Consider the following 14,184-nt stretch of genomic DNA (forward strand, 5'->3'; position numbering starts at 1 on the left):
TCGTCGAAGCGCATGCGCCGCAGGCGCGAGTCTCGACGGCTCGGACGCGAGACTGAAGGGGGCCGCGAACACGCCGCGCCCGCGCGGCCAAAAACCCAGTAGCCTCTGGGCGTGTCTACTGGTCGCCCCGAAGGCTCCACTCCCGCGGATGAACGGCCGGTTTCGCTACCGACGGCGCTGCGCGAGAGTCCCGGCGTATTGCGTTTGGCGCTGATCCGCTTTACCGGTCAGTTCGGTGACGGCATGTTTCAGGCGGCGCTGTCGGGTGCGATTTTGTTCAACCCGGAACGGGAGACCGATCCGCTAGCCATCGCGGCCGCGTTCGCGGTCTTGCTGCTGCCGTATTCGCTGATCGGGCCGTATGCCGGTGCGCTGCTGGACCGCTGGGATCGGCGGGCGGTGCTGCTGGTGGCCAATGTGGTGCGGGCGGTGCTGATCGGTGCGGTGGGCGTCGGGCTGTTGGCAGTCAGTAGCGCGACACCGTTGTTGTTGCTCGCGCTCGCCGTTGTCGGGGTGAGCAGGTTCGTGCTCGCTGGCGTGTCCGCGGCGCTGCCGAGGGTGCTCGATCAGCACTGGCTGGTGCCCGCGAATTCGGTGCTCGCCACGGTGGCGTCCGGATGTGCCGGTGTCGGTGCCGCCGCCGCGGTCGCGATCATCGGATGGATCGGCGCGGGTAATTTCGCGTCGGCAGTCGCGGTGGCTATCAGTGCCGTGTGGTCGGTTTGTGGTGCGGTATTCGCGGCGGGATTCGGGGCCGGGGTGCTCGGTCCGGAGCCGGGGACCGCGGCGCGCGAGAGTACGGTGCGCGCGATCGCGACCGGTCTGCGTCACGGTGCGGCCGCGGTCTGGGGAGCGGTTCAGGTCACCACGGCGATGATCGGCATCGGCACACATCGGATCGTATTCGGCGCCAATACGCTGATCATGGTGCTGGTGCTGCGACAGGCGCCCGTCGACGGCGGTGGTGCGAATACCGGGCTGACCCGGTTCGGGCTCACTATCGGCTGTACCGCGGCGGGGATGTTGGTGGCGGCGGTCGTAGCTCCGGTGTTGATTCCGCGGCTCGGCCGGTCGCGCACGGTGGTGCTCGGGCTGTTGACCGCGACCGTGGTGCAGTTGGCGCTGGTCACGCCGACCGCGATCGTGACGGCGGGGACCGCGGCGCATCGGGCGCATCAATTGCTGCTGGTCGCGGCATTCCTGTTCGGGCTCGCCGGGCAGACCATCAAACTGACCGGCGACGCGTCCATGCAGATCGATATCGATGACACCAGGCGCGGTCAGGTATTCGCATTGCAGGACACCGTATTCAATATCGCGTTCGTCCTGGCGATCGCGCTCACCGCATTGGTTATCCCGGCAGATGGGCGGTCGATCGCGGTAGTGCTGGTCGGCGCCGGAATCTATTGCGCGGGAGTAGCGGCCATTGCCGTGAACAATCGACGCGCGCCGGTCACTCGCTGAACGGCGTTGTCGGGTAGCCGGATTCATCGCCCGACCAGGTGCGGTGATCCCGCAGCGCGGCGACCTGTTCGATCGGGGCCTGCTCCGACCAGCGCGAATCCGGTGTCGGCTCATCGTTACCCGACAAGGCCGCGCCGAATTCGTTCGCGGCGAGATGGTCCGGCTCCGGCTCGGTGCGCTCGATCCAGACCAACTGTTCGCTGCCCGCATCGTCCGGGCTGCCGGTGATCTGGTGATTCCAGGTGCCGTTGCCGGTCGGATCGGTGAAGAAATGGTCGGGCACACCGTCATCGTCGAGATCCAGCCCGGCCACATCGGCAATGCCGGTGCCGTGCGAATCCCACAGCACGTCATCGACCAGGCCATCGCCGTCGAAGTCGAGTGCCACCGTGTCGTTCATGCCGGACCCGGATAGATCCAGATCCGCCGGACTGGTCCAGACGTGAACCATGCCGTCACCGGTCCCGAATACGTATTCGATCTCGTTCATATTCGTTTGGACGCGACTGCGTACCATCCGGTTCCACCCTCAGCGCGATTCGGTCGGGTAAGTTGATCTCCCATCGACCCGAATCGACAGGGAGTCAACCAGGGATGGGATTTCGGCCGAGCGGTACGCGTGTGTTCGCGTCGGCGGCCAAATATCCCTGTGCGCCCGCAATCCTCGGTGTCCTGCTGGCCGGTGCACTGACCGTACCGACTCCCGTCGCGCAGGCCGCACAGCATCCGTGGGCGCCGCCGCCGGTGAACAGTTGTGGCGAGATCGGATTCGACCCGGTGAACCGGGAGCCGGACCCGAACGCACCGCCGCCTCCGCCGCTGCCCCAGCTGCCACCGCAGATCGATATTCCGGTGCTGGTTCCCGAGATCACGCCGGTTCCGGTCCCTGATCCGCCGCCGGACAACACCCGGATCGATCCGGAGCCGCTGCCGACCGACCCATGCCGCAATCCGTGCCCGGATATCCGGGACACGCCGAAACCTCCGGATCCCGCCACCGATCCGGCACCGAAGGGCGCGCCCGACACCGGGTCGCACTCCGGTTCCGGATCCGGATCGAGTTCGGGTTCCGCCGCGATCCGCCTGCCGCGCATAGAGATCCGTCCGGAGATCGAACCCATTCCGATCCCGGTGCCCGGCGGCGACGGACCCGAACCGCAACCCGCGCCGCCGCCGGTCGTGCACCCGGCCGAACCCGGACCGCTGACCGCCGCCATTGCCGCACCGCTGGTGGAGTCGGTGGACCTGGTCGGTCAGGTGACCGGGCACGGTTCGGCGAACCGCACCGATATGCGCTGGCAGGTCGACGGCACCGATCTCGGCATCATGTGGGAGACCAAACCGGGTGAGGTCGCCGTGGCCTTCGGCGACACCTTCGGCGATGGTTGGACCAGTGGCGACGTTGGCGGACCCGACTGGCGCAGCAATGTGCTCGGCTACAGCACCGACCGCGACCTCGCCGACGGCCTCACCATCGACACCATGGTGCAGGACAGCCGTTGTCACGCGACCGAACTGCTGCCCAGTCGCAAGATCAAGAACTGGGAGACGACCACCATCCCGACCTCCGGGTTCGCGATCGGACAGCGCCAGTTCATGAGCTATATGTCGGTGAACCACTGGGGCCGCATCCCCGGTCTGTGGTCGACCAATTACGGCGGGCTCGCCTACTCCGACGACAACGGCCGCACCTGGGTCAAGGATCAGCACGCCAGGTGGGACAACTTCTTCGGACTCGGCCGGTTCCAGGTGGCGGCCATGGTGCCGCAGGGCGATTACGTCTATATGTTCGGCACGCCCAACGGCCGGGTCGGCGTAATCGGTCTGGCCAGAGTGCCGAAGACCGAGGTGCTGAACAAGTCCGCCTATCAGTACTGGGTCGGCGGCACCTGGGCACCCGCGGCCGAAAACCAGGCCACACCGTTGGTTCTCGGTATGGCCAGCGAGTTGTCGGTGCGCTTCGACTCCGGCACCGAACAGTGGCAGATGGTTTACCTGGATTCGGCGCGCGGTGCGATCGTGATGCGGACCGCGGCGAGCCCGCAGGGCACCTGGACCGATAGCGTCGCGCTGGTCTCGACCGACGACTATCCGAAGGCCTACGGCGGCTTCATCCACCCATGGTCGACCAGCGAGGATCTGTACTTCACCATCTCGGCGTGGGATAGCTACAACGTGTATCTCATGCACGCGAAACTCGATCCGCCGCACTGATCGGGCCCGGATCCGCGCCGACGGTGATTCGGTATGGTGCGCATGTGATCGACCAGCGCATACGCATCCCGCACAGGCGGCTCCGGTGACCGGCGCGCCCGGACCGGGCTGGCAGTTCTGGATCGATCGGGGCGGCACCTTCACCGATGTGGTGGCCCGACGCCCCGATGGCACCCTCGTCACACACAAGCTGCTCTCGGAGAATCCGGCGCGCTACGCCGACTCCGCGGTGGCGGGCATTCGCGAAATCCTCGCCGACGCGGGCGGCGCCGCCGCGATCGATGCGGTCCGGATGGGTACGACGGTCGCGACCAACGCGCTGCTCGAGCGCAAGGGCGAACGCACGGTGCTGGTCATCACCCGTGGCTTCCGTGACGCACTGCGCATCGCCTATCAGAATCGGCCGCGGATCTTCGCGCGGGAAATCGTGCTGCCGGAGTTGTTGCACGAGCACGTGATCGAGGTGGACGAGCGCGTCATGGCGGACGGCACGGTGCTGAAACCACCGGATCTCGACACCCTCGCCGCGGAACTGAAGCCGCTGTACGACAGCGGTATTCGTGCCATCGCCGTCGTCTGCATGCATTCGCATCTGTATCCGGAGCACGAACAGGCGATCGGCCGGGTCGCCGCCGCGATCGGATTTCCGCAGATCTCGCTGTCCAGCGAGGTGAGCCCGCTGATGAAACTGGTGCCGCGCGGGGATACCACGGTGGTTGACGCCTATCTCTCGCCGGTGCTGCGCCGCTACGTCCAACAGGTCGCCGACCAACTCACCGGTGTGCGGCTGATGTTCATGCAGTCCAATGGCGGCCTCACCGAGGCCGGACAGTTCCGCGGCAAGGACGCCATCCTGTCCGGTCCGGCGGGCGGCATCGTCGGCATGGTGCGGATGTCCGAACTCGCCGGATTCCACCGGGTCATCGGTTTCGATATGGGTGGAACGTCCACGGACGTATCGCATTTCGCGGGTGAATACGAGCGGGTGTTCATCACGCAGATCGCCGGTGTCCGGTTGCGCGCGCCGATGCTCGATATCCATACCGTCGCGGCGGGCGGTGGTTCGATCCTGCACTTCGACGGCAGCCGCTACCGCGTCGGACCCGATTCCGCGGGCGCGGCACCCGGACCGGCCTGTTATCGCGGCGGCGGGCCGCTGACCGTCACCGATGCCAATGTGATGCTCGGCCGCATCCAATCCGCGCATTTTCCGCGGGTTTTCGGACCGGACGGCGATGCGCCGCTCGATGATGCGCTGGTGCGCGAGCGATTCGCGGAACTCGCTGCCGAAATCACGAAGAGCACCGGCGACGATCGCACCCCGGAGCAGGTCGCCGAGGGCTATCTCGACATCGCGGTCGCCAATATCGCGGCTGCCATCAAGCGGATCTCGGTGCAGAAGGGCCACGATGTGACCCGGTACGCGCTGACCACCTTCGGCGGCGCGGGCGGCCAACTCGCCTGTAAGGTGGCCGATTCCCTAGGCATTCGTACCGTGGTGGTACCGCCCATGGCCGGTGTGCTCTCGGCCCTCGGAATCGGTCTCGCCGATACCACCGCCATGCGCGAACGTTCGGTGGAGTTGCCGCTGCGCGATGAGTCGATGGACCGTGTCATCGAGATCGCCGATGATCTGGAGGCCATCGCGCGCGCCGAACTACTCGGTGAGGACGTGCCGGCGCATCGGGTGCGTATCGCGCGGCGCGCCCAGCTGCGCTACGACGGCACCGACACGACGCTCACCATCGAACTCGCCGCGCCGGCACGGATGGCAGCGGATTTTGTCGAACGCCACCGCAGCACCTACTCCTTTGTCCTGGACCGCCCGATTGTGATCGAGGCGCTTTCGGTCGAGGCGACCGGACTGACCGAACCACCCGATCTCGCCGACCTGGCCGGGCCGCCCGCGACCGCCGGCGAACCGGAAGCGGTGCGACTGCATACCGGTGGCGCTCGGCGCGAGGTATTCCTTTATCGGCGTGCGGAATTGGTGCCGGGCCGGGCGGTGCGCGGGCCGGCGATCATTACCGAGGCCAACTCGACCACAGTCGTCGACAACGGCTGGCAGGCCGTGGTGAACGACCTCGGCCATCTGATCATGGAACGGGTCGAGGCCAGGGTCGGACCGCAGGCGGGCGCTGTGTCGATGGGGGTCTCCGCGGGGCCCGCCATGGTTACGCAAGCTACCTCCTCCAGGCCCGTCGCTCCCGCCGTCGAGGCGGATCCGGTACTGCTGGAGGTTTTCAACAATCTGTTCATGTCCATCGCCGAACAGATGGGCGCGCGTCTGGAGTCGACCGCACAGTCGGTCAATATCAAAGAGCGCCTGGACTTCTCGTGCGCGCTCTTCGATCCCGACGGCAATCTCGTCGCCAATGCCCCGCATATTCCGGTTCATCTCGGCTCGATGGGCACCAGCGTCAAGGAGGTCATCCGGCGCAGGCAGGCCGATGGCATGCGCCCCGGCGACACCTATGCGGTCAACGATCCCTACCACGGCGGCACCCATTTGCCCGATGTCACGGTGATCACGCCGGTCTTCGACACCGCGGGCACCGAAATCCTCTTCTATGTCGCCACGCGCGGTCATCACGCCGAGATCGGCGGTATCGCGCCGGGTTCGATGCCGGCGAACAGCCGTCGCATCGAGGAGGAGGGCGTCATCTTCGATAACTGGCTGCTCGTCGAGGACGGCCGGTTCCGGGAGAACGAAACGCTGCGGTTGCTGACCGAGGCGCCGTACCCGTCCCGCAATCCGGCCACCAACCTCGCCGATCTGCGTGCCCAGATCGCCGCCAATGCCAAGGGCGTCGAAGAAGTACGGAAGATGATCGAGCACTTCGGACTCGATGTCGTCGAGGCGTATATGCGGCATGTGCAGGACAATGCCGAGGAGTCCGTGCGGCGCGTCATCGATGCGCTCGACGACGGCGAATACGCCTATGTGACCGATCTGGGTGCGACCATTCGCGTTCGGGTCACCGTGGATCGGGAAAACCGCAGCGCCACCATCGATTTCAGCGGCACCTCGGCGCAGCTCGACGGTAACTTCAACGCGCCGTATGCCGTTGCGAACGCGGCAGTTCTCTATGTCTTCCGCACCCTGGTCGCCGACGATATCCCGCTCAACGACGGCTGCCTGCGACCACTGCGGATCATCGTGCCGCCCGGTTCGATGCTCGCGCCCGAACCGCCCGCCGCGGTCGTCGCGGGCAATGTCGAGACCTCCCAGGCGATTACCGGCGCGCTGTACGCGGCTCTCGGGGTGCAGGCCGAGGGTTCGGGCACGATGAACAACATCACCTTCGGCAATGATCGCAGCCAGTACTACGAGACGATCGGATCCGGATCCGGCGCGGGCGACGGCTTCGACGGCGCGCCGGTGGTCCAGACCCATATGACCAACTCCCGGCTCACCGATCCGGAGGTGCTGGAGTGGCGGCTACCGGTGCTGCTCGAGGAGTTTTCGGTACGCGCGGGCAGCGGGGGCACCGGTCGATGGCGCGGCGGTGACGGTGCGGTGCGTCGGCTGCGGTTCACCGAAGCCGTAGCGGTCTCGACGCTGTCGAGTCACCGTCGGGTGCCGCCGTACGGCATGGCGGGCGGCACGCCCGGTGCACTCGGCCGTAACCGGATCGAGCGTGCCGATGGCACCGTGCAGCACCTGCGCGGCGCGGATTCGGCGCACCTGGAGCCCGGGGACGTGTTGGTCATCGAGACGCCCGGTGGTGGCGGATATGGGAACTGAAAGCCCGATGCCGCCTACGACATCATGGACGAGGCCCCGCTCAGGACACGTCCGGCTGGTCGCCGAAATCTTCTGCACGCCAATGCCATTGACGGTGCCGGCCGCGATGATGCGGCCCATGGCGGAACTCGGGTGGACAGCACACTATCGGTCCTGCGCGGATGGCCTGAAGGCGTTGGCTGCCGCTCGGCACAGCTAGCCGTACACCAGCCCAGCTCCCCGCGGTAACGCCAGCTCAGACTATGTCCTGCGCCGACGCGGCTGGGCCACATCGGGCAGCAACCGGCGGATCAGCACGGGTAGACCTGAACCTCCGCCGCCTTGACCGCGAAATACACCGAACGGCCGGGAGCCAGGTCGAGCTCGGCGGCAGCCGCCGGGGTGACATCGGCGATCAGACCGGCAGAGCCGTCCGGTCGATTCGTCGCCTGCACGCGAATGATCCCACCACGATCGGTGAGTTCCGCGATCTGGACACCGAAGGTATTGCGCGCGCTGCCTTCCGGCACTGCCCGATGCACCGATACCGTGGTGGGGGAGAAGACCGCCGCGGCCCGCCCGTCCGGCGGCCAGGCGTCTTCGGCCCGACCATGTACCGCCACGTCCTCGGCGAGCACCACGCCCTCGCGCTCGGCACTGCCCGCACCGGCCGTACCGACAATCAGATTGACCCCGGCGATGCGAGCCGCGAAGGCGCTGCGGGGCCGCGCCAGAACCGTTGCCACCGGACCGGATTCGACCACCCGACCCGATTCGATCACCAGCAGCCGATCGGCCAGGGTCAACGCGTCGATGATGTCGTGGGTGACCAGCACCGCACCGCGCCGCGCACGATCGCCCGGTTCGCGAAGCGCCCGGCGCAATAGCGCCCGCATGGCAGGAGCCACCGCCACATCCAGCGCCGCCATCGGTTCGTCCAGCAGCAGTAGCTGCGGATCGACCGCCAAGGCCCGCGCCAACGCAACCCGCTGTGCCTGCCCACCCGACAGTTCACCCGGCTTGCGCGCAGCCAACTCCATCGCGTCGACGGCCGCCAGCCACTCCAGCGCGACCGCACGCGCGGCCCGTGCCGACAACCCACCACTGCGCGGTCCGAATGCCACATTCTGCGCGACGGTCAGATGCGGAAATAGCATTGCCTCCTGTGCGAGTAGCGCGACGCCTCGCCGATGTGGCGGCACCGCAATATCTTTCGCGGTATCGGTCAGCACCCGGGTGGCGAGCCGCACCCGTCCCACCTCCGGTCGCACCAGTCCGGCCACGACCTCCAGCAAGGTCGACTTCCCCGCACCGTTCGGTCCGAGGACCGCGAGCACCTCACCATCGGCTATGTCGAATTCCACGTCGAAATCGCGGTCGGCCAGTCGCGCCGAAACCGCGAGTCCGGACCCCGCGGCCACCGTCGATACCGGCGACTCGCGCCGTGCATTCGCGCGCCGCAGATACCGCATCATCGGTCGACCGCCTCTCGACGACCGCACACCGCGGAGATCGGGTACCTCATCGCCCCCACCAGCCCCGTGTTCGCACCATCGGCAACGACCCGTGAGATCGACTGGCGCGCATCACCGATCAGCCCCCGCAACCAGCTCGGGCCGTGACGCGCGGTTGTTCCGCGAACTGCTCCGCAGCACCGTCCCCGGCCCTGGCATCACCCCTGACCTGCGGTAAGCGATGAGCACGATCAACACGGCAACGACGACAAGCACGAAGGAAAGCGCCACCGCCGCGGCCGGATCCGCCTCGCGTTCGAGGTAGATCTCCAATGGCAAGGTGCGGGTACGCCCCTGCAGACTGCCCGCGAAAGTGATAGTCGCACCGAATTCGCCGAGGGCACGGGCGAAGGCCAGTACCGCACCGGAAATCAGCGCGGGGCGCAGCAGGGGAAGGGTGACTCGCCAATAGACCGTCGTCGGACCGGCACCGAGTGTCGCGGCGATCTGTTCGTAGCGCGAGCCCGCGGTCCGCATCGCCGCCTCCAGCGTGAGCACCAGAAACGGCAATGCCACAAAGGTCTGGGCAAGCACCACGGCCGTCGTACTGAAGGCGATGTGGATTCCGGCCACCTCCAGATGCTTGCCGATCAACCCCTTCCTGCCGAAGGTGTACAACAGCGCGATGCCACCGACTACCGGCGGTAACACCAAGGGCAGCAACACCATTGCCCGCAACAGCGGCAGCCCGCGCCACGTTCCCCTGGCCAGCACCGCGGCCATCGGCACCCCGAGCACCAGACACAGCACCGTGCTCGCGAGCGCCGTGCGCAGGCTCAACCACAGCGCGTCCTGGGATGCCTTCGTACTCACCGAATCGAAGAAGCGCGACCATTCGACGCCATAGGCCAACGCGAACAAAGGCACCACGACCAGCGCGAACCCGGCCGCGGCGGGCAGCAGCAGCCAGCGCGGCAATCCGGTGGTCACCGATCGTCCCGCATCACGGTGCGCCGAATCCCGCACCCGCCAACGCTTCCCGGCCCTTCGGCCCGGTCACCAGGCTCTCGAAATCATGCGCCAGCTGCGCATGTTTCGAATCCGCGAGTACCGCGATCGGATACGTATTGATCGCCGCGGCCGCCTCCGACATCGGCACCGTGGCCACCTTCGCACCCGCTGACGTCGCATCGGTCACGTACACCACACCGGCATCGGCCTGCCCGGAAGTGACCTTCGCCAGCACATCGGTCACCGACGATTCCTCGCTCACCGGTGCGAGCGATACCCCGGCGGAATCGGTGACCTTCTTGGTGGCCCGCCCGCACGGCACCTGCGGCGCGCAGACCACGAGCTGCAAACCCGGCTGCGCCAGATCCCCCAGTCCGGCAAGGTGTTTCGGATTTCCGGGTGCCGTCACAATGGTCAGCACATTGGTGGCGAAGTTCTCCGTCGGCTCGGTAATCCGGCCCGCGTCGACCGCCTTCGCCATGGTCACCGGATCGGCCGCGGCGAAGATATCGGCGGGCGCACCCTGCGAGATCTGCGCGGCGAGATCCGAGGAGCCGGCGAACGAGAATTCCACTTTCGAGCCCGGATGCGCCGCCTCGAACTGCTGGCCGAGCCTGGTGAACACCTGCTTCAACGAAGCGGCAGCGAAGACCGTCACGGTCCCGGAATCCGTACTCGCACTATCGCTTTCATCGGATCCGCAACCCGCCACGAGCAGCACCGCCGAAATCGAGGCAAGTGCGGCAAGTCTCAGTCGGCGGCCGTTTCGACCACGACCGTGGTCGCCTTCACACTCGCCATGGCGACGCTGCCCGGCTCCAAACCGAGTTCGCGCACCGCCTCGCTGCTCATCAACGACACCACTGTGAACGGTCCGCATTGCATCTCCACCTGAGCCATGACCGTATCGGCCACCACACGGGTGACCAATCCAGGAAACCGATTGCGTGCCGAACTGGCACTTTCGTGGCGAGTCCGGGGAGTCCGAGCCTGCTCGACGGCCAGGGCCGCGAGCTCCCTGCCCTCGATCACCAGACGACCGGAGGCATCCTTATCCGCCGCCAGCATGCCGGAATCGATCCAGCGGCGCACGGTGTCATCGCTGACCCCCAGCAGTTCGGCCGCATCACGTATCCGGAGAGTCGCCACCCGGTCAGCATAGTTCCGCAAATACGGACAAACCAAGCAATTCTATCCGTATCTACGGATGAAATCGGTACCAACCGAGGCACGTCATTCCGTGGATACACACAATTGCCCACTTCGCGACCATGGTCGTGTTCACCGACGCCAAGTACGCTCGGAGCAATCATGGCCACGTACTTCGATCCGATGTCATGGTCACCGATGCGGGCCGTCGACATGGGTAAACGCCTCTTCGATCAATCACTGCTCGACCAGTGGCTCGCCTACACCACTGCCTGGGTGGACCCATTGGCCGACTTCGGCGCGGGCACTGTGACCGCACTCATGCCGGACGTGCTGATGACCGTGCTCAGCGAGGGCATTTTCAGCCGATTCGGCGGCCAGGAGGTCAGCGCGACCCTGCTCGGCCACGATCTGCACGCGACCCTGCGGGTGCTGAAGGTGCGTAGGCGCGGCGCGCATTTCCAGACCAAGACCGTGCTGTCCCGGCTGCGCTGGGACGATTACGCGATCGAGCAGGTCACCGTGATCGCGCACGGCGTCCGGCTGGTGCCCGGTGTGCCGACGAAGGCGCGGGCGCAGCAGCTGGACCTGACCGGGACGGTCGCCACCGAGGCGCTCCTCGGCTGGCTCGATACCCAGCAGCGGGATTGGAAACTCGGCGTGGACGCGAGCGGATTGATCCGCGCGAAGCATCGAAAACACCCGATCAGCGCGCTGCTGGAGGCGCAGGTGCGCGACAACCTGCTCACTGTCGATATCCACCGGGCGAACTGGCTGGGCATCCGGATCCCGCGCACGCTGGTGACCGCGCCGCCGATCCTGCTGGATCGGCTGCCGTACGACGCGCACATTGTGCACGCCACCCGCGAGGGTGATCTGGTCCGGTTCCGAGTAGAGCTGGTGGGTATCACCGGATCGTTCGATTTGGCCCAGATCCGCTCGGCCATGGTGGCGGGCACCACGCTGGTCATCTTCTGATCGGCCGACGAACTCCCCGGTCAGACCTGGGCTTTCCACCATTCCAGCAGCGCGGCCTCGGCCTCATCCCTGGTGAGCGGTCCGCGATCCAGGCGCAACTCCTTCAGGAATCGCCAGGCCTTGCCGACCTCCGGACCCGCCGGAATGCCGAGCAGTTCCATGATCGCGTTACCGTCCAGGTCCGGACGTACCCGATCCAGATCCTCCTGCGCCAACAGTCCGGCGATCCGCGTCTCCAGCTCGTCATAGGTGGCCCGCAGTGCGGCGGCGCGACGCTTATTGCGGGTGGTGCAGTCGGCGCGGACCAGTTTGTGCAGCCGCGGCAGCAGGTCACCGGCATCGGTAACGTAGCGCCGCACCGCCGAATCGGTCCACTGGCCCTTGCCGTAGCCGTGAAAACGCAAGTGCAGGAACACCAGTCGGGATACGTCCTCGGTGAACTGCTTGGGGTACTTGAGCGCGCGCATCCGCTTGCGCACCATTTTCGCGCCGACCACCTCATGGTGATGGAAGCTGACCCCGCCGCCCGGTTCATTGCGCTTGGTATCGGGCTTGCCGATGTCGTGCAGCAGTGCGGCCCAGCGCAGCACCAGATCGGGATCGCCCTCTTCCAGGTCGATGGCCTGCTGCAACACGGTCAGCGAATGCCAGTAGACATCCTTGTGTTGGTGGTGCTCGTCGATCTCCAGCTTCATCGCGGGCACCTCGGGCAGCACCAACTGGGCCAGACCCGTCTCGCACATGACATTGACGCCGTCGATCGGATGCGCGGAGGCGATGAGCTTATCCAGTTCGGTACGCACCCGCTCCGCGGTGATCCGCTCGATCTCACTCGCCATCGCGACGATCGCCGCTCGCACCCGCGGCTGTAGTTCGAAGCCGAGCTGCGCGACGAAACGCGCCGCCCGCAGCATCCGCAACGGATCGTCGCTGAACGAATCCTCCGGCGCCGCCGGCGTATCCAGCATTCCGGCGAGCAGCGCATCCATCCCGCCGAGCGGATCGACGAACTCCAGCGACCCATCGGCCCCGATCTTGACCGCCATCGCATTGACCGTGAAATCACGCCGCACCAGATCACCCTCGAGCGAATCACCGAAGGTGACCTCGGGATTGCGCGACACCCGATCATAGGTATCGCTGCGGAAGGTGGTGATCTCCAACTGCTGATCGGCCTTCGACGCACTCACCGTGCCGAATGCCAACCCACCGGTATCCCACAGATGATCGGCCCACCCCCGCAACAACTCCTGCACCTGCTCCGGCCTGGCATCGGTGGTGAAATCCAGATCCGTCCCCAACCGCCCGAGCACCGCATCCCGCACACTGCCCCCGACCAGGTACAGCGCAAACCCCCGCACAGCGAACAATTCGCCCAACGGCGTCAACACATCGGACAACCGTCCCAGCGTGACCGCGGCCGCGGCCAGCAATCGGGTACGTCGATCCAACGCTGCATCCTCGGACTTGGGCGAAACCACGAAGTAGCAGCTTACCGAGCCCGCACAACCGATATTCCAGCGCAGCCGAACAGCCTGCGCATCTACCCACCCGGACGTCCTGCGCACCTCCCCATATATGGAAGGCATTAGCACAGGCCGAGCCGACAGCACGTCGGCGGGGAACACCGCTGTGCCGAGTACGCGGCCGATCAGGTCGATCACCGCCGCGGTGAGGGTGTCTAGGTGGGTGTCGACCCCACCGGCGACCTCGATCACCGGGTCGTGTTCGCCGATCACCAGGTCGTGTTCGTGGGTAATGGAGAGCATCGCCGTCGGTGTGCTCGTAGCGAAGTGGGCAGGGCGGACAAGACAGAGACAGGTCTGCTGCAACAGACTCCTATGAAGTCACCAACGCCGCGTCCGGTGCGTGCACGAGAGCCCCGCGGCAGACCGACCGACACATCTCGCCCAAGACACCGAGGTCAGTCTTACGAAGAGTCAGGACGACTACCACGGGGCTCCCACACATACTCTCTGTCGTACGAGCGAGGAGTTCGCGGCCCGTCTCGCGTCCGAGCCGTCGAAGCGCATGCGACGAAGTCGCGAGTCTCGACCCGCGCGCACCAGGTGCCGAACGACCCGCCACCAGCAACCACCACGGAGCGAGTCTTACGAGCGACCCGTTCGCGGCCCGTCTCGCGTCCGAGTCGTCGAAGCGCATGCGACGAAGTCGCGAGTCTCGACG

General features: G+C 66.4%; 10 protein-coding genes. 4 read left to right on the top strand and 6 right to left on the bottom strand.

Translation table 11 applies throughout. The features are described 5' to 3' along the window. The first annotated feature begins 111 nt into the window (after window positions 1–111). Entirely contained in the window at window positions 112–1,464 is a 1,353-nt protein-coding gene (locus AB0J29_RS36155) for an MFS transporter (protein ID WP_364795612.1), read from the top strand. Here the strand turns inward: AB0J29_RS36155 and AB0J29_RS36160 are convergent. Further along, window positions 1,454–1,981 (bottom strand): pullulanase, encoded by a 528-nt coding sequence (locus AB0J29_RS36160; protein ID WP_364795614.1) that lies wholly within the window; start codon window positions 1,979–1,981, stop codon window positions 1,454–1,456. The two genes, AB0J29_RS36155 and AB0J29_RS36160, sit on opposite strands and share 11 nt — an antisense overlap. Window positions 1,982–2,058: 77 nt before the next feature. Between AB0J29_RS36160 and AB0J29_RS36165 the strand changes: the two genes are divergently transcribed. Next, window positions 2,059–3,678, top strand: coding sequence for a DUF4185 domain-containing protein (locus AB0J29_RS36165; protein ID WP_364795616.1), 1,620 nt, complete (start codon window positions 2,059–2,061; stop codon window positions 3,676–3,678). An 85-nt stretch (window positions 3,679–3,763) separates the two neighbouring features. Then, complete coding sequence (locus AB0J29_RS36170; protein WP_364795618.1) at window positions 3,764–7,426, top strand: hydantoinase B/oxoprolinase family protein; 3,663 nt, start codon at window positions 3,764–3,766, stop codon at window positions 7,424–7,426. A gap of 290 nt (window positions 7,427–7,716) precedes the next feature. Here the strand turns inward: AB0J29_RS36170 and AB0J29_RS36175 are convergent, their stop codons facing one another. The 4 genes from AB0J29_RS36175 to AB0J29_RS36190 form a co-directional block, all read right to left on the bottom strand. Continuing rightward, window positions 7,717–8,880 carry an ATP-binding cassette domain-containing protein gene (locus tag AB0J29_RS36175; protein ID WP_364795619.1) on the bottom strand — a complete coding sequence of 388 codons (1,164 nt, stop codon included), beginning with the start codon at window positions 8,878–8,880 and terminating at the stop codon, window positions 7,717–7,719. Between the two features lie 111 nt (window positions 8,881–8,991). Further along, window positions 8,992–9,849, bottom strand: a complete 858-nt coding sequence (locus AB0J29_RS36180; protein WP_364795621.1) for an ABC transporter permease — start codon at window positions 9,847–9,849, stop codon at window positions 8,992–8,994. A gap of 13 nt (window positions 9,850–9,862) precedes the next feature. After that, complete coding sequence (modA, locus tag AB0J29_RS36185) at window positions 9,863–10,600, bottom strand: molybdate ABC transporter substrate-binding protein (protein WP_364795628.1); 738 nt, start codon at window positions 10,598–10,600, stop codon at window positions 9,863–9,865. A gap of 20 nt (window positions 10,601–10,620) precedes the next feature. Next, the gene (locus AB0J29_RS36190) at window positions 10,621–11,019 is read right to left on the bottom strand and encodes a TOBE domain-containing protein (RefSeq protein ID WP_364795624.1); all 399 of its coding nucleotides are present in this window, start codon (window positions 11,017–11,019) and stop codon (window positions 10,621–10,623) included. A 162-nt stretch (window positions 11,020–11,181) separates the two neighbouring features. Here AB0J29_RS36190 and AB0J29_RS36195 point away from each other — a divergent pair, with 162 nt between their 5' ends. Further along, window positions 11,182–11,997, top strand: a complete 816-nt coding sequence (locus AB0J29_RS36195; RefSeq protein ID WP_364795626.1) for a hypothetical protein — start codon at window positions 11,182–11,184, stop codon at window positions 11,995–11,997. Between the two features lie 20 nt (window positions 11,998–12,017). On the opposite strand, the gene AB0J29_RS36200 is transcribed toward AB0J29_RS36195, so the two are convergent. Further along, window positions 12,018–13,430: a CCA tRNA nucleotidyltransferase gene (locus AB0J29_RS36200; RefSeq protein ID WP_364795630.1), complete on the bottom strand. Its 1,413-nt coding sequence runs from the start codon at window positions 13,428–13,430 to the stop codon at window positions 12,018–12,020. Window positions 13,431–14,184 lie beyond the last annotated feature (754 nt).

It is taken from the genome of Nocardia sp. NPDC049707 (genome assembly GCF_040674855.1).
Taxonomy (GTDB): Bacteria; Actinomycetota; Actinomycetes; order Mycobacteriales; family Mycobacteriaceae; genus Nocardia.